Source organism: Bradyrhizobium sp. AZCC 1678 (assembly GCF_036924765.1).
In the GTDB taxonomy this organism is placed as follows: domain Bacteria; phylum Pseudomonadota; class Alphaproteobacteria; order Rhizobiales; family Xanthobacteraceae; genus Bradyrhizobium; species Bradyrhizobium algeriense.
This window is the reverse complement of sequence record NZ_JAZHSE010000001.1, coordinates 3,890,699-3,906,249: the sequence shown is the minus strand read 5'-3', so window position 1 is coordinate 3,906,249 and position 15,551 is coordinate 3,890,699. Positions and strand designations below refer to the sequence as shown.

15 protein-coding genes are annotated in these 15,551 nt (G+C 63.4%); 5 read left to right on the top strand and 10 right to left on the bottom strand.

All coding sequences use genetic code 11. The features are described from left to right. Positions 1-25: 25 nt before the first annotated feature. On the bottom strand, positions 26-1,441 hold the full coding sequence (gene cysS / locus V1294_RS18375; RefSeq protein ID WP_334499102.1) for a cysteine--tRNA ligase: 1,416 nt from the start codon (positions 1,439-1,441) through the stop codon (positions 26-28). Positions 1,442-1,742: 301 nt separating this feature from the next. On the opposite strand from cysS, the gene V1294_RS18370 reads away from it, so the two are divergent. Both V1294_RS18370 and V1294_RS18365 read left to right on the top strand, forming a co-directional pair. Continuing rightward, positions 1,743-2,066 (top strand): hypothetical protein, encoded by a 324-nt coding sequence (locus V1294_RS18370; RefSeq protein WP_108513738.1) that lies wholly within the window; start codon positions 1,743-1,745, stop codon positions 2,064-2,066. A gap of 240 nt (positions 2,067-2,306) precedes the next feature. Continuing rightward, positions 2,307-3,473, top strand: coding sequence for a DUF2865 domain-containing protein (locus tag V1294_RS18365; protein ID WP_334504712.1), 1,167 nt, complete (start codon positions 2,307-2,309; stop codon positions 3,471-3,473). Positions 3,474-3,483: 10 nt separating this feature from the next. On the opposite strand, the gene V1294_RS18360 is transcribed toward V1294_RS18365, so the two are convergent. From V1294_RS18360 to V1294_RS18350, 3 genes are all read right to left on the bottom strand, one after another. Beyond that, entirely contained in the window at positions 3,484-5,235 is a 1,752-nt protein-coding gene (locus V1294_RS18360) for an NAD+ synthase (protein WP_334504710.1), read from the bottom strand. A gap of 145 nt (positions 5,236-5,380) precedes the next feature. Further along, positions 5,381-5,734, bottom strand: a complete 354-nt coding sequence (locus tag V1294_RS18355; RefSeq protein ID WP_108513741.1) for a diacylglycerol kinase — start codon at positions 5,732-5,734, stop codon at positions 5,381-5,383. A gap of 1 nt (position 5,735) precedes the next feature. Beyond that, the gene (locus tag V1294_RS18350; RefSeq protein ID WP_334499099.1) at positions 5,736-7,124 is read right to left on the bottom strand and encodes a class II 3-deoxy-7-phosphoheptulonate synthase; all 1,389 of its coding nucleotides are present in this window, start codon (positions 7,122-7,124) and stop codon (positions 5,736-5,738) included. Between the two features lie 171 nt (positions 7,125-7,295). On the opposite strand from V1294_RS18350, the gene V1294_RS18345 reads away from it, so the two are divergent. Continuing rightward, positions 7,296-8,201: an alpha/beta hydrolase family protein gene (locus V1294_RS18345; protein WP_334499096.1), complete on the top strand. Its 906-nt coding sequence runs from the start codon at positions 7,296-7,298 to the stop codon at positions 8,199-8,201. Between the two features lie 235 nt (positions 8,202-8,436). On the opposite strand, the gene V1294_RS18340 is transcribed toward V1294_RS18345, so the two are convergent. Then, the gene (locus tag V1294_RS18340; protein WP_334499094.1) at positions 8,437-8,793 is read right to left on the bottom strand and encodes a hypothetical protein; all 357 of its coding nucleotides are present in this window, start codon (positions 8,791-8,793) and stop codon (positions 8,437-8,439) included. Positions 8,794-8,977: 184 nt separating this feature from the next. On the opposite strand from V1294_RS18340, the gene V1294_RS18335 reads away from it, so the two are divergent. Both V1294_RS18335 and V1294_RS18330 read left to right on the top strand, forming a co-directional pair. Further along, positions 8,978-9,568, top strand: coding sequence for a cysteine hydrolase family protein (locus V1294_RS18335; protein ID WP_334499092.1), 591 nt, complete (start codon positions 8,978-8,980; stop codon positions 9,566-9,568). An 81-nt stretch (positions 9,569-9,649) separates the two neighbouring features. Next, positions 9,650-10,726: a flavodoxin family protein gene (locus V1294_RS18330; RefSeq protein WP_334499090.1), complete on the top strand. Its 1,077-nt coding sequence runs from the start codon at positions 9,650-9,652 to the stop codon at positions 10,724-10,726. 95 nt (positions 10,727-10,821) lie between these two features. Here V1294_RS18330 and V1294_RS18325 read toward each other — a convergent pair whose 3' ends face one another. The 5 genes from V1294_RS18325 to V1294_RS18305 form a co-directional block, all read right to left on the bottom strand. After that, entirely contained in the window at positions 10,822-11,673 is an 852-nt protein-coding gene (locus V1294_RS18325; protein WP_334499087.1) for a 3-hydroxybutyryl-CoA dehydrogenase, read from the bottom strand. A 162-nt stretch (positions 11,674-11,835) separates the two neighbouring features. Beyond that, a complete protein-coding gene (gene gor / locus V1294_RS18320) occupies positions 11,836-13,221 on the bottom strand; it encodes a glutathione-disulfide reductase (protein WP_334499085.1) in 1,386 nt (461 codons plus the stop codon). Between the two features lie 111 nt (positions 13,222-13,332). After that, positions 13,333-13,872, bottom strand: a complete 540-nt coding sequence (locus tag V1294_RS18315; RefSeq protein ID WP_334499083.1) for a DUF2059 domain-containing protein — start codon at positions 13,870-13,872, stop codon at positions 13,333-13,335. A gap of 24 nt (positions 13,873-13,896) precedes the next feature. Further along, positions 13,897-14,589: a ribose-5-phosphate isomerase RpiA gene (rpiA, locus tag V1294_RS18310; protein WP_334499080.1), complete on the bottom strand. Its 693-nt coding sequence runs from the start codon at positions 14,587-14,589 to the stop codon at positions 13,897-13,899. Positions 14,590-14,692: 103 nt separating this feature from the next. Then, positions 14,693-15,529, bottom strand: a complete 837-nt coding sequence (locus tag V1294_RS18305; RefSeq protein ID WP_334499079.1) for an SDR family NAD(P)-dependent oxidoreductase — start codon at positions 15,527-15,529, stop codon at positions 14,693-14,695. Positions 15,530-15,551: the final 22 nt, after the last annotated feature.

Sequence of the window (15,551 nt, the reverse complement as noted above, 5' to 3'; positions counted from 1 at the left end):
AGAAATGGCGTATCGGGCCTGGTCATCACGCGATCTCCCATGTGGTCACGGGCTTTCCGTCGGCATCCTTGCCATCCTTGATGGTAACGCCCATCGCGGCTAGTTCGTCGCGGATGCGATCGGATTCCTTGAAGTCCTTTCGCGCGCGCGCCGCTGTTCGATCCGCAATCAGGCGATCGACCTGCTGCGCGTCGATGCCGCTCGCCTGCTGCTTGCGTCCCTTCCATGCGGCCGCACTCATCGAGAGGAAGCCGAGCAGCCGAAGCGAGGCCGCGAACTCACCGCGTTCGCGCGCGCCGCCGGACGCGGCCGCATTGCGCAGGCCATGCAGGACGGCCATGGCCTGCGCCGTATTGAGATCGTCATAGAGCGCCTCGACCATGGCCTGCGACGGTTGACCGCCCTCGGCGTCGGCCGCGATCGCATACCAGTCGTCGAGCGTCTTCGCGCTCTCTTCCGCGCCCCTCAGGGTCCAGTCGAGCGGCGAGCGGTAGTGCGTCTTGAGCATGCTCAGACGCAGCACCTCGCCCGGCCAATCGGCCAGCATCTCGCGGATCGTGAAGAAGTTGCCGAGCGACTTCGACATCTTCTCACTCTCGAGCTGCAGGAAGCCGTTGTGCATCCAGACATTCGCCATGCGGTCGGAATGAAAGGCGCAGCAGGTCTGCGCGAGTTCGTTCTCATGGTGCGGGAACACCAGATCGATGCCGCCGCCATGAATGTCGAATTTTTCGCCGAGATGCTTCCAGGCCATCGCCGAGCACTCGATATGCCAGCCGGGGCGGCCTTCCACCTTGATGCCCGATGGCGACGGCCATGACGGCTCGCCCGGCTTCGACGGCTTCCACAACACGAAATCGGTACTGTCGCGCTTATACGGCGCAACGTCGACGCGGGCGCCGGCGATCATCTCGTCGAGCGAACGTTTTGACAGCGCGCCATAGCGCGGCATCACGGAATTGGCTTCGTTCATCGCCTGCGGCGAGAACAGCACATGGTCTTCCGCGACATAGGCAAAGCCGCCGGCCACGAGCTTCTCGATGATCGCCCGCATCTCCGGGATATGCTCGGTCGCGCGCGGCTGCACCGTCGGAGCCAGGCAGCCGAGCGCGGTGACGTCGTCCTGATACTGCTGATAGGTCTGTTCGGTGACCTTGCGGATCGCCTCGTTCAAGGGCACGCCGGGATAGTCGCGTGCGGCGCGCACGTTGATCTTGTCGTCGACGTCGGTGATGTTGCGGACGTACTTCACGTGCTCTGCGCCGTAGCGATGGCGCAGCACGCGGAACAGCACGTCGAACACGATCGCCGCGCGACCGTTGCCGATATGGGCAAAGTCATAGACCGTCGGTCCGCAGGCATACATGCCGACGTTATCGGCATTAAGCGGCACAAACGGCCGCTTCTCCTTCGTCAACGTATCGTAGAGACGTAATTCCATGGCATACCCATCCGTTGCGGCCGGGCGTCCAGTGATCTCGGTTGGGAGAAAAGACGGCCTCAGCCAGCGAATCGCTAGCTAATAATCTCGCGGCAAATGCTGCAGATGGCGAGGAGACCGTTCATGGTTCCACCATTGCGGTATCGGGCGGACGGCGTCAAGCCTTGCTCGTGCCCAAATTAGGGCTGATCAGGCGGCGAACCCCCGCCATTCGCTGCCGCCCGGCGGGCTCATGGTTAATCATTATTAACACTTTGGGCCTATTCCTGAGGGCGGTTCCTCATCCCTGCCGGTGTCATCCATGCGACTTTCCTCCGCACTCATTGCCTGTGCCTTCCTGGCCGGTGCCTTCCTGCTTGCCGCCTCGGCCGCTTCCGCCGACAGCCGCGTTTTCATCGTTGCCAACCAGGCCGATGGTTACGGCGTCGATGAATGCCTCGCCAGGGGCGAAAAATGCGGCGCCCACGCCGCCCGCTCCTACTGTCAGTCACGGGAATTTGCACAGGCCACCGCCTACCGCCGCGTCGATCCAGAGGAAGTCACCGGCGCGATTCCGAAAGACGGCGGCGATAGATGCTCCGGCCACGGTTGCGGCGAATACGTCGCCATCACCTGCCAGCGCTAGAGCCTTTTCGGTTCCGGTTGAATCAGAACCGGGATTCACGCACGAAGCAGGCTCTCGCTCAAAAGCGCCATGGAGGCGATTATCGCGGAATATCAAGGGCTGGCTGCCACATCCGCGCCCCGGAAACGACGTGACGCTGCCCTGAGAAGGGGGTATTGGATGCGGCCTTGGCCGCAGAATGCTGCCTTGGCCGCGCCATCAGGCTTTCAAGCCGCGCGGATCAGCCCTCAATGGCCGGATATGCTGGAAATTCGCAACGCGCCCCTCTCCCTTCGGATTTTGACCTGCGCCATCCTGCTCGGCATCACCACCCCGGGCGCACCCGCTTTGGCGCAGTCGAACGATGACGCCATGGCGCAGATGAACCAGGACGCCCCGCCACCGCAGGGCGCGCAGGCCAATCCGATCTGCATCCGGCTCGAAGGGCAATTGGCGACCATAGACCGCGGCGCCGGCACCGGCGACCCCGCCAAGGATGAACAGGTCCGCCGCTATCAGGAAGCCCAGGCCAAGCAGCAGGCCGAACTCGATCGGGTCACGCTGCAGGCCAAGCGCATGGGCTGCGAAAGCTCGGGCTTCTTCTCGCTGTTTAATGGTCGGTCCGCCCAGTGCGGTCCGGTCAACAACCAGATTCAGCAGATGCGCGCCAATCTCGACCAGATCACCACCAGCCTGGAGCGCCTGCGCAGCGGCGGTATCGGCGGCGCCGACCGCGAAAACCAGCGCCGCTCGGTGCTGACCGCGCTCGCGCAGAACAATTGCGGCCCGCAATATGCCGCGGCCGCGCGCGGTCCCGGCAACTTCATCGACAGTCTGTTCGGCAACAACAACCAGACGCTCCCGCCGCCGAGTGCCGATCTCGGCGCGCCGTCCGGCACCTTCCGCACCGTCTGCGTCCGCACCTGCGACGGCGGTTATTTCCCGGTGTCGTTCGCCACCTACCAGCAGCGATTCCAGGACGACGAGAGGACCTGCAAGGCACTTTGCCCGGCGACGGAAGCGACGCTGTTCACCTACCGCAATCCCGGCGAGGACATCAATCAGGCGGTCTCGATCAACGGCCAGCCTTACTCGTCGCTGCCGAACGCGTTCAAATTCCGCTCTGAGTTCAACCCGTCCTGCGCCTGCAAGGCCGCAGGCCAGACCTGGTCGGAAGCGCTGAAGTCAGTCGATGACAGGGCCGGCGTCGAACAAGGCGACATCATCGTTACCGAGGAGAGCGCGCGGCGCATGCAGCAGCGCGCGCAGCCGAAGGGCGCGACGCCACCGCCCAAGAAAGGCGCAGCGCCTGCCGGCACCGCCGCCGCGCCGGCTGCGACAGCAGCCCCGGCCGACACGACCGCTACCGCCGCCGACAAGGACAAGATCCGCACCGTCGGCCCGACCTTCATCCCGCCGAAGCAGTAGTCTAGCGAAATTACCCTTCGAAGGCGTCCACCGAGGCGCGGCCGGCGCGCGCGACCAACTTCTCGTCGGGCGCGGGCAGCGCCTTGCCATTGTCGCGGAAGCGATTGGTGATGGGATAGCGGCGGTCGCGGCCAAAGTTCTTTTCCGTCACCTTGACGCCCGGTGCGGCCTGCCGGCGCTTGTATTCGGCAATGTTGAGCAACCGGTCGATCCGCGTCACCATTTCGGCCGGGAAGCCGGCTGCGATGATCGTGGCCAGCGGCTCCTCGCGCTCGACCAGCCGTTCGAGGATGCCGTCCAGCATCTCGTAGGGCGGCAGCGAATCCTGATCGGTCTGGTTCTCGCGCAACTCCGCCGTCGGCGGCCGCGTGATGATGTTGACCGGGATCACCTCGCCCGAAGGCCCGAGCGCGCTGTCAGGCTTCCATTCGTTGCGCAGGCTCGAGAGACGAAACACTTCGGTCTTGTAGATGTCCTTGATCGGATTGAAGCCGCCGTTCATGTCGCCGTAGAGCGTGGCGTAGCCGACCGACATTTCCGACTTGTTGCCGGTCGTGACCACCATCGCGCCGGTCTTGTTCGAAATCGCCATCAGCAGCGTGCCGCGGGTGCGCGCCTGCAAATTCTCTTCGGTGATATCGCGCGGCAGGCCGGCGAACGGACCGGAGAGGATTTTTTCAAAGCCGTTCACGGCATCCGCGATCGGCAGCACCTCATAGCGGATGCCGAGCGCTTTCGCGAGCTTTGCCGCGTCGTCGAGCGACACCTGTGCAGTGAACCGAAACGGCAGCATCACGCCGCGAACCTGCTCGGTGCCCAGCGCATCGACCGCAATCGCCGCACACAGCGCGGAATCGATGCCGCCGGAGACGCCGAGCAGCACGCCCGGGAATCCGTTCTTGCGGACGTAATCACGCAGGCCCAGCACGCAGGCCGCGTAATCACCCTTGTCGCCCTCGATGAGCGGCACCACCGGTCCCGAACAGCGCCAGCCATCGGCGCCCTTGGTCCAGTTCAGCGTGACGATGCTCTCCTCGAACGCCGGCAGTTGCGCCGCCACAGAAAGATCGGCGTTGAGCGCGAACGACGCGCCGTCGAACACCAGTTCATCCTGACCGCCGATCTGGTTGAGATAGACCAGCGGCAGGCCGCTCTCGGTGACGCGGGCGACCGCGATCGATAGCCGCAGATCGTTCTTGTCGCGCGCGTAGGGTGAGCCGTTCGGCACCACCAGAATTTCCGCGCCGGTCTCGGCGAGGCATTCGACGATGTTTTCGTATTCCTCTGATTCTTCGAGCCAGATGTCCTCGCAGATGGGAACGCCGACGCGGATGCCCTTGACGGTGACCGGCCCTGCGGCCGGGCCGCGCGCGAACAGGCGTTTTTCGTCGAACACGCCGTAATTCGGCAAGTTCGCCTTGAAGCGAAGGGCGGCGATGCGGCCCTCATCGAGCAGTGCGCAGGCATTATAGAGCTTGCCGCCCTCGACCCAGGGCGTGCCGATCAGCACCGCCGGGCCGCCGCCCGCTGTCTCGCGCGCCAGTTCCTCGATCGCCGCGCGGCAGGCCGCCTGGAAAGCGGGCTTCAGCACCAGATCTTCCGGCGGATAGCCGCAGATGAACAATTCGGGCAGCACCAACAGATCGGCGCCGTCGGCCTTGGCCTTGTCGCGCGCGCCGTGCGCCTTGGCGGCATTACCCGTGACGTCGCCGACCGTCGGGTTCAACTGCGCCAGTGTGATCTTGAAGGTTGGTTCGGTCATGGTAGCGATGGTGCCTTGCACAAGAGCAAACTGCAATGCTTGCTTCATCGCGTTTTCGAGCGAAGCGGAAACCGGTTCGCATAAAGAAAACGCGTCAATACAAAAGCTTAGATATGCGGTTCTGATCCAGATCAGTACCGCATATCTAGAACGCGCCTATGCGTTCGGCGATGGCAAACAGCCAGAACGCCCCGGACATCAGCAGCGCGACGCCGACCGCCGCGGAACCCATGTCCTTGACCCGCCCGATCTGCGGATCGTGGTCGGTGGTGAGCCGGTCGGCCAGCTTCTCGATCGCGGTATTGAGGATCTCGACCACCAGCACGAACGCCACCGCAGCGACCAGTTCAACCCGGCGCATCACGCTCGCGCCGACCAGCCAGGCCAGCGGCACCGAAAGCGCCAGCGCAAGAAGTTCCTCGCGGACGGCCTGCTCCGATCGGATCGCAAAGGCGAGGCCGTTACGCGTGTTGATGGTGGCCCGCCAGAGTCGCAGCAAGTCAAAGCCCCGCTGCGGCCGGCATCGGCTTTTCCTTGCCCGCCCGCTCCTGCTTGAGCAGTTCAGCGATCAGGAAAGCCATGTCGATCGATTGTTCGGCGTTGAGACGGGGATCGCAGACCGTGTGATAGCGGTCGTTGAGGTCCTCGTCGGTGATGGCGCGCGCGCCGCCGATGCATTCGGTGACGTCCTGCCCGGTCATCTCCAGATGGACGCCGCCGGCATGGGTGCCTTCAGCGGCGTGGATCGCGAAGAACGACTTCACCTCCGACAGCACGCGGTCGAACGGACGGGTCTTGTAGCCCGAGGTCGAGGTGATGGTGTTGCCGTGCATGGGATCGCAGGACCACACCACGACGCGCCCTTCCCGCTGCACCGCGCGGATCAGCGGCGCGAGATGGTCGCCGACCTTGTCAGAGCCGAAGCGGTTGATCAGCGTCAGCCGTCCGGGCTCGTTGTCGGGATTGAGGATGTCAATCAGCTTCAACAGCTCATCCGGCTTCAGCGAGGGACCGCATTTCAGGCCAATCGGATTCTTGATACCGCGGAAATACTCGACATGACCGTGGTCGAGCTGGCGGGTGCGGTCGCCGATCCAGATCATGTGGCCCGAGGTCGCGTACCAGTCGCCGGTCGTGGAATCGACCCGCGTGAAAGCCTGCTCGTAACCCAGCAGCAGCGCTTCGTGGCTGGTGTAGAAATCGGTGGCGCGCAGTTCGGGGTGGCTTTCGAGATCGAGCCCACAGGCGCGCATGAAATTCAGCGCGTCCGAGATACGGTCGGCCAGTTCCTTGTAGCGGCGCGACTGCGGGGAATCCTTGAGGAAGCCGAGCATCCACTGATGCACGCTGCCGAGATTGGCAAAGCCGCCGGTCGCGAAGGCGCGAAGCAGATTCAGCGTCGCCGCCGATTGCCGGTACGCCATCAGCTGGCGCTGCGGATCGGGGATGCGCGCTTCCGGCGTGAAAGCGATGTCGTTGATGATGTCGCCGCGGTAGCTCGGCAGCTCGACACCGTTGATTTTTTCCGTGTTCGACGAACGCGGTTTTGCAAACTGTCCGGCGATGCGGCCAACCTTCACGACCGGCAGCGCGCCGGCATAGGTCAGCACCACGGCCATCTGCAGCAGCACGCGGAAGAAATCGCGGATGTTGTTGGCGCCATGCTCGGCAAAGCTCTCGGCGCAATCGCCCCCCTGCAGCAGGAAGGCCTCGCCCGCAGCGACGCGGGCCAGTGCTTTCTTCAGATTGCGGGCCTCACCGGCGAACACCAGCGGCGGAAACGTGGCGAGCTGCGCCTCGACATCGGCCAATGCCTTGGCATCGGGATAATCGGGCACCTGCAGCACCGGCCTGGTGCGCCAGCTATCGGGCGTCCACCGCTCGGACATGACGTTAACTCCTGAGCAAAAACCGCAACTTAATGGCGATTGTTAAGGGCCGGTTTATACACAGGCCTTTAGCCGACCGCCAGTTAGATTTCCGGTAATCCTGACAGGCCCTTGCGGCAAAAGCCGATTTCGCTTTTGCTGTGGCCGCTCGCAACCTGAGGAGAAGAAGCAGTGGCCGAGCCGGAGCTAGACGACTTATTTAGCGACGACATCACGGTGCCCGCGACGGATGGATATCCCCTTGCCGCGACTCTGTTTCTGCCCCGCGGCACCAAGCGCCACGCCGTCCTGATCAATTCGGCGACCGCCGTCCCCCGCAAGCTCTACCGGGGCTTCGCCGGCTACCTCGCCACGCGCGGCTGCACGGTTTTGACCTACGACTACCGCGGCACCGGCGACAGCAGGCAGCAGGCGCTGACCGGCTACAACCAGCCGAAATCGCTGGTCGGCTTCAAGGCCTCGATGTCGGACTGGGCCGCACAGGATATTACGGCGGCGGTCGCCTGGATGCGCGAGCGCTACAAGGCGCTCCCCTTCGCCTATGTCGGACATTCGTTCGGCGGCCAGGCGCTCGGCCTGTTGCCGAACAATTCGGAGATTTCGCGCGCGCTGTTCATTGCAGCCCAGGCCGGCTACTGGAAACTGATGACGGCGCCGGAGCGCTACCGCGTTTATGCGATGCTGAATTTTGTCGGCGCCCCCTTAACCCGCGCGCTCGGCTACATGCCCGGCAAGGCCGGCCTCGGCATGGACCTGCCGAAGGACGCGTTCCTGCAATGGGTCGGCTGGGTGATGAGCCCGCGCTATCTGTTCGACGATACGAGGCTCGAAGCCTTGCAGAATTTTCCGAACTACCAGGGCGCGTTGCGCGCGCTCTGCATGTCCGACGATCCCTGGGCAACGCGGCCCGCGGTCGAATTGCTGTGCTCGGGATTTACCTCGATCAAGCCCGAGATCATCACGGTGACGCCCGCCGACACCGGCGCGAGCAGGATCGGCCATATGGGATTCTTCCGGCCCGAACATCGCGACACGCTATGGCTTGGCGCAGCGGAATGGATCGAGGCGGCAGACTAAGTTCTTCCGATTCAATTTTCGAAACAGCAAAGACGGGCGCCCGGTTCCTCTTGACGGAACTGCAACAGAGCCGTGGTTTTCCGGATAGACCACGCCGAATCAAAATTCGACAATGGCTCATTCCTCTTCAAGTAATATTTGCTCCCGCCCGACAGTTCGGATCGACTGTCGGGCTTTTGCAATGCTGCCGGCTAAATATCGCCGATGCCTGGATCGTGCAGCCGAAACTTCCGGATTACACCCGCCTGAACGCTATCGCGCGAGCAAGCGATCGGGCTCGCGTGCGGACCGCGCCGCCATCATTGCCGCTATGAACGATCCACTGACCATCAGGTGTTTGCCCGGTAATGATGCCGACGTGATGCGCCCAGACCACTACCACGCCGATTCCTGGGCCGCCGGCATTCATGCCTTCGCTCGCCCAGGAGCGCGCAAGCGCCAGACGGCGATCCGGTTTTCCGAGATATTTGCTGAGGTAACTACCGCACCAGCCGTGCGCCCGGTGACCGTGATGCCGGTGGTTGGGACGCGCATTTGCTTCGACGGAAAAGACGAACAGCAGAACAGAAGCGGCCGCGAGAGGCTTCAACATGAGTTACTCCACAAACGCTGATGGCTGGAGGACAAGCGCGCCGCCAACCGCGATTGATCCGGGATGGTTCCGGCATGACTGCTATTCGTCCGCCGCAGATTGAGCGCCACGGCGGCCTTGAGACGCCGTTGAAACCAGTTCCTGCTTGTCGAATTAGCCCTTCCAGCAAGGTGAGAGGTCGTTCATGGAAGCCATTCGCGATGCAGCACATCTATGCATCGATATGCAGAACATCTTCGCGAGAGGCGGCGTGTGGGAGACGCCCTGGATGGAGCGGGTGCTGCCGGTCATCTCGAACATATGCGCGCGGTATCGGGAGCGGACGGTGTTCACGCGCTTCATCACGCCGGAAAAACCCGAAAACCGGCGCGGTCAATGGCAGACCTATTTCACGAAATGGCAGCGCGCGACACGCAGCAATCTCGCCCCCCGTGCGCTCGACATTGTGCCTGAGCTTGCGCGCTATTCGCCGCCGGCGCTCATCGTCGACAAGCCCGCCTATTCGGCGTTCTTCGGCTCGCGGCTCGGTCATTTGCTGGTCGAGCGGCACGTTGGGACGGTGGTGGTGTCGGGCGCGGAGACCGACGTCTGCGTGCTGTCCACCGCGCTCGGCGCGGTCGATCTCGGTTTTCGCGTGGTGATCGTGCAGGACGCCCTGTGCAGCTCCTCGGACACCGGTCATGATGCGCTGATGACCATGTACAGGACCAGGTTTCACGAACAGATCGATCTCGTCAGCGCCGAGGAGCTGGTCGAGATGTGGCATCCGGATTAGCCGCTCTGAGGAGCGGTGGGAACTGTGGCTGCTCGTCCGACGTTGACTTTATTGCAGTGGTCGCACGAGAGGATTAAACCTATGGCGGAGCCGGACATTCGCAAGGGAATGCCGGCCGTCAAATTGCCGCGCGAGGAATTCGAAAAGCGCTATCGCAGCCGCTTCGTCGATCCGGCCTTCCGGCCGCTGCAGCGCGAACTCGACGCTATCGTCGCGGCCGCGTGGGATGCCTATAGCCATTCGCGAAAAGCCCCACATACGCGCAAGGCCGGGCCGGGCTTTGCCGATCCGGAATACGAAATCTCGGTGGACTGGCTCGCTGCGCGCGAGGCCATTCTTGAAGCGCAGCGGCGGCACGACGATGCGGCCGCGCAGCCGCGCATGCTCATCATCAACGGCTCGGCGCGCAGCGAGCACACCTGCCCCGGCGAGATGTCGAAGAGCTGGCGGCTGGCGAAGATCGCCGAGCCGGTGCTTGCCGGAATGGGATTCGCAGTCGACATCCTTGACCTGTCGCGGCTGACGTCGGAATACGGCCGGCAGATTCATCCCTGCAAGTCCTGCGTCTCCACCGCGATGCCGCTCTGTCACTGGCCCTGCAGTTGCTATCCGAACCACTCGCTGGGCCAGACCGACGACTGGATGAACGAGATCTATCCGCTCTGGGTCGCCGCGCACGGCATCCTGATCGTCGCGCCGGTGAACTGGTATCACGCTCCGACCGCGCTGAAGGCGATGATGGACCGGCTGGTGTGCGCCGACGGCGGCAATCCCGACCCGACGTCGACGCACGGCAAGCACGCCGACCAGGCCAAGGCGCTGGAGCTGAAAGGCTGGCCCTATCCGCGCCATCTGGCCAGGCGGCATTTCGGGCTCGTCGTGCACGGCGACAGCGCAGGCGCGGAGACATTGCGCCGCTCGCTTTCGGACTGGCTGACCGACATGGCGCTGATCTCGGCCGGGCGGACCGGCGAAGCCGACGGCTATGTCGGCTACATGGAGCCCTACGCCACCTCGCACCAGGCGCTCGACGAGGACCGCGAGTTTCAGGAAGAGACGATCAACGTCGCCCGCGCGCTTGGTAATGCGGTAAAGCTCGCGCGCGCGGGGAAATTGGAGAATCCGGCGGAGGGTCTCGCGGAGCCCAAGCCAAAGTAGCTTCGCAGGATGGGTGGAGCGATACCCGTCACCTCTCCGCGCAAGAAATGATGGGTTTCGCCGCGCACACCCATCCTACACGCCGTCCGCGACGTTTACTTCCCGTAACTATAAAACCCCTGCCCGGTCTTGCGGCCGAGATGGCCGGCGGCGACCATTTCCTTCAGCAGCGGCGCGGGGCGATATTTCGGATCGTTGAATCCCTCATAGAAGACTTCCATCACCGACAGCATGGTGTCGAGGCCGATCATATCGGCGAGCGCCAGCGGGCCGATCGGGTGGTTGCAGCCGAGCTTCATGCCGGCATCGAGATCTTCTGCCGTGGCGATGCCTTCCTGAAGCGCAAAGATCGCCTCGTTGATCATCGGGCACAGGATGCGGTTGACCGCAAAGCCCGGGCTGTTCTTCGCCGTGATGGATACCTTGCCGATCCGTTTTGCAAAGGCTTCCGCCTTGGCATGGGTATCGTCCGACGTCTGCAAACCACGGATCAACTCCAACAGCGCCATCAGCGGCACCGGATTGAAGAAGTGCAGGCCGATGAAGCGATCCGGCCGGTCGGTCGCGGCGGCGAGCTTGGTAATCGAGATCGAGGAGGTGTTGGTGGCGAGCAGCGCGCGTGGCTGCAGCTTTGTGCAGAGATCCTTCAGGATCTTGACCTTCAAATCCTCGTTCTCGGTCGCGGCCTCGATGACGAGATCGCAGGTGGAGAATTTCGCGGTGTCCGTGCTCGTCGTGATCCGCGCCAGCGCGGCCTGCCGGTCGGCATCGGTCATCTTCTGCTTGTTGACCAGGCGCTCCAGGCTGTTGGACACGACCGACATGCCGCGCGTCAGCGCGGCATCCGAGATGTCGGTCATGACGACGGGAAGACCGGCGGCGGCGCACACCTGCGCGATGCCGTTGCCCATGGTGCCTGCGCCTACGATGCCGATTGTTTCGATCATGGAAAAACTCCGTTATTGAATGCTTGCCTGCACCGTTATCAGAGTGCCGCGGCCATCGGTAGTGTGCTATCCGGAGGATGGGTGGAGCGAAGCGATACCCATCAATGGCGCTTCAAGGAAGGTGATGGGTATCGCTTCGCTCCACCCATCCTACGGCCCCGCCTACTCCGCCGCCTGGCGTACATGCCTTGCCGTCGGCGTCCGCATCGTCACCAGCTCTTCCGCCGCTGTCGGATGCAGCGCGATCGTCGCGTCGAAATCGGCTTTCGTCGCTTTCATCTTCACCGCGATCGCAACCGCCTGGACGATTTCAGCAGCGGTGTCGCCGACGATATGACAGCCGAGCACGCGGTCGGTCGTGCCGTCGACCACGAGCTTCATCAGCACGCGGGTGTCGCGGCCGGACATCGTCGCCTTGATCGGGCGGAAATCGGCCTTGTAGATATCGACGTGACTGAATTGCGCCCGGGCCTCGGCTTCGGTCAGGCCGACGGTGCCGACCTCGGGCTGCGAGAATACAGCCGTCGGGATAGTCGCGTGATCAACCTGGACGGGACGCTTGCCGAACACGGTGTCGGCGAAGGCATGGCCCTCGCGGATCGCCACCGGCGTCAGATTGAGGCGATGGGTGACGTCGCCGATCGCATAGATGTTGTCGACCGAGGTTTTGGACCATTCATCGACGGCGATGCCACCATTCGCCGGATTGATGGCGACGCCGGCCTTCTCGAGCCCGAGATTGGCGACGTTCGGGTGCCGGCCGATGGCGAACATCACCTTGTCGGACGCAATGCTCGAACCGCTCGACAAATGGGTCGTCAATTCGTTGCCGTGCCTGTCCACTTTATCGATGGTGCAGCCGGTGATGATGGTGATGCCCTGCTTCTCCATTTCGGCGCGCACGTGCTTGCGGACGTCCTCGTCGAAACCGCGCAGGATGTTGTCGCCGCGATAGATCACCGTTACGTCGGAGCCGAAGCCGGCAAAAATGCCGGCGAATTCCAGCGCGATATAGCCGCCGCCCTGGATCACGATACGCTTCGGCAATTCGGTGAGATGAAACGCCTCGTTCGAGGAGATGACGTGCTCGATGCCGGGGATTTCCCGCCCGTGGTTGGGCGCACCGCCGGTCGCGATCAGGATGTATTTCGCAGTGACCTTCTCGCCCGTCATCAGCCGCAGCGTGTGGGCGTCTTCCAGCATCGCGCGGGTCTTTGCGATGCGCGCGCCCGATTTCTCGACATTGGCGGCGTAGATGCCCTCGAGCCGCGCGATCTCCTTGTCCTTGTTGGCAACCAGTGTCGGCCAGTCAAAGGAGACGTCCGATATAGTCCAGCCGAAACCTGCTGCGTCCTCGATTTCGTGGCGGACGTGCGAGCCGAGCACGAACAGCTTTTTCGGCACGCAGCCGCGGATCACACAGGTGCCGCCCATCCGGTATTCTTCGGCGACCATGACCTTGGCGCCATGGTTGGCTGCGATGCGGGCGGCGCGAACGCCGCCCGAACCACCGCCGATGACGAACAGATCGACGTCGAACTCAGCCATCTCAACCCCGCCCGAAGTCGCCTCTGGTTTCTCTTTTTGTTTGACGCGTTTTCTTTACGCGAACCGGAAGTCCACCCTCGGATCAAGTCCGAGGGCATGCTTCGCTAAAGATCAAATATCCTTGCCGCGCTTCTTCATCTCGGCGCGGAACTGGCCGTTGATGGTTTCGGCAAATTGCTGCGCCCACTGGTTCATGTAGGACATGCTGAACTGGATGGCACGGGGCTCGCTCGAGAGCAGCTTCTGGCCGAGCGGCGACTTGTAGAAGGTGACGAGGTCCTTCAGCTCCTGCTCGGTGAACTCGTTGGCGTAGACCTGCGCCATGCCCTCGCCGATTTCCTTCTCGCGGCCGGCGAGAGTCTTGGCAACGATCACGGCGACCTCGTTGAGGTCCTTCTGATAGTTCAGATTGCTCTGCATCAGCACGTTCTTGGTCTGCTCGACGAGATTGGGAACGGCGTTGGCATACATCGCGCTCGCGTTCTTCATCGCCAGGATTTCCTTGGCGGCGGCGAGCGCCGCCGGCGAGCCGGGCTTGAGTGGCGCCGTCGCGGCGGGTGCATTTTTCTGCTGCGCGTCGGCCGGAACGGCGGTCAGGGCCAGTCCGACTGCGAGGCCGGCCGCCGACAAAATCCGTGAAAGGCTCTTCATTCCAATTCTCCTCGATTACCGGCGTTACCGCCGCTCAACTACGCGAATTCCCTGGGCACCTGCCAGGACGGCGGTGCTGGCCAAGCCAATGAACAACCCGTGTTCGACGACACCCGGGATCAGGCTCAAGAGGCCCGCCAGACGCGGCGCATCCGTGATGCGCCCGAGATGGGCATCGACAATCCAGTGGCCGCCATCGGTGACAAAAACGTGGCCGTCCTTGCCCTTGCGGAGCCCCATTTGCCCGGAAACGCCGCTTTGAGCAAATGCCGTGGCCATGGCCCGCTGGGTTGCGGCCAGCCCGAACGGAATTACCTCCACAGGTAGGGGGAAACGGCCGAGAACATCGACCCATTTGGTATCGTCGGCAATCACGATCATGCGATCGGAGGCCGCCGCCACGATCTTCTCCCGCAACAGCGCGCCGCCGCCGCCCTTGATCAGGTTCAGCGCGCCATCGAGCTCGTCGGCGCCGTCGACGGTGAGATCGAGCCGGTCGACTTCATCGAGCGTCGTCAGCGGAATATTGCACGCTTCGGCCTGGGCGCGGGTCGCTTCCGATGTCGGTACGCCCACCACGCGTAACCCGCCGGCAACCCTCTGGCCGAGCAGGTCGACGAAATGCTTGGCGGTCGAGCCGGTGCCGAGCCCGAGCTTCATGCCGTCCTGCACGTGCTCCAGCGCCTGTGCCGCCGCCTGCCGCTTAAGTCCGTCCATATCCACGTGCCGAATGCCTTCCGAAATCCGCCGTTCCGCGGGCGCATGTCTAGCGTCGTTTTGCCGGCAGGAACAGCGTCATGAGGGCCCGACACGCCCGGGATTATTGGGCCGGCACCTTGTCCAGTGCGGCCAAAATGGCCGCGAAACGGGGCTCGACCTCGGCACGCATGCCGGGATGGGTGAAAATGTAGAGTTCATCGTCCCGAATCGCGCTGAGCACGCGCGCGGCGACCGCCGCAGGCTCGAGCCCCGCCCCGATCTGCCTTGCAATCTCGGCCACCATCGCCGCCGCCGAACTGGCGGGATCGAGCGGTTGCGACTGGCCGTAGCGCTCCGGCCGGTTGCGCCCGCTCTCGCCGATGCCGGTGCGCACAAAGTGTGGACATAACACGCTTACGCCGATCCCGTGCGGCTTGAGCTGCAGAGCAAGGCCTTCCGACATGCTGACGACCGCAAACTTGCTCGCCGCATAGGGGCTAAATCCCAACCCACCCCGCATCCCCGCCATCGATGCGGTGTTGACGATATGGCCGCCTTCGCCATGGGCGCGGATATGCGGCAGGAAGCTTTTGATGCCGTGAAGCACGCCCATCAGGTTGACGTCGATGACCCATCGCCAATTATCCAGCGAGATGTGGTCGATGCCGCCGCCCGCAGCGACGCCCGCATTGTTGCACACGACATGGACACGCCCGAACGCATCGAATGTGGCCCGCGCCGCGCGCTCGACGCTTTCCGCGTCGGCCACATCGCAGATGGTGCCGCTGATGTCGGGGGAGATTTCCTGCAGGCTTTTGACGGCGGCCTGCAGGGCATCCGTCTCGATATCCGCCAGCATCACCGTCATGCCGGATTGAGCAAACGCCCGGCCGAGCGCAAGTCCGATGCCTGCGGCTCCGCCGGTCACAAAGGCCGTCTTGCCGGCGAACTCTCGCATGGCGGTTCCTCCTGTGGATTTG

Coding starts and splice junctions, on each gene's coding strand:
- cysS (WP_334499102.1), bottom strand. CDS start 1,441: ATGGAATTACGTCTCTACGATACGTTGACGAAGGAGAAGCGGCCGTTT.
- V1294_RS18370 (WP_108513738.1), top strand. CDS start 1,743: ATGCGACTTTCCTCCGCACTCATTGCCTGTGCCTTCCTGGCCGGTGCC.
- V1294_RS18365 (WP_334504712.1), top strand. CDS start 2,307: ATGCTGGAAATTCGCAACGCGCCCCTCTCCCTTCGGATTTTGACCTGC.
- V1294_RS18360 (WP_334504710.1), bottom strand. CDS start 5,235: ATGACCGAACCAACCTTCAAGATCACACTGGCGCAGTTGAACCCGACG.
- V1294_RS18350 (WP_334499099.1), bottom strand. CDS start 7,124: ATGTCCGAGCGGTGGACGCCCGATAGCTGGCGCACCAGGCCGGTGCTG.
- V1294_RS18340 (WP_334499094.1), bottom strand. CDS start 8,793: ATGTTGAAGCCTCTCGCGGCCGCTTCTGTTCTGCTGTTCGTCTTTTCC.
- V1294_RS18335 (WP_334499092.1), top strand. CDS start 8,978: ATGGAAGCCATTCGCGATGCAGCACATCTATGCATCGATATGCAGAAC.
- V1294_RS18330 (WP_334499090.1), top strand. CDS start 9,650: ATGGCGGAGCCGGACATTCGCAAGGGAATGCCGGCCGTCAAATTGCCG.
- V1294_RS18325 (WP_334499087.1), bottom strand. CDS start 11,673: ATGATCGAAACAATCGGCATCGTAGGCGCAGGCACCATGGGCAACGGC.
- gor (WP_334499085.1), bottom strand. CDS start 13,221: ATGGCTGAGTTCGACGTCGATCTGTTCGTCATCGGCGGTGGTTCGGGC.
- V1294_RS18315 (WP_334499083.1), bottom strand. CDS start 13,872: ATGAAGAGCCTTTCACGGATTTTGTCGGCGGCCGGCCTCGCAGTCGGA.
- rpiA (WP_334499080.1), bottom strand. CDS start 14,589: ATGGACGGACTTAAGCGGCAGGCGGCGGCACAGGCGCTGGAGCACGTG.
- V1294_RS18305 (WP_334499079.1), bottom strand. CDS start 15,529: ATGCGAGAGTTCGCCGGCAAGACGGCCTTTGTGACCGGCGGAGCCGCA.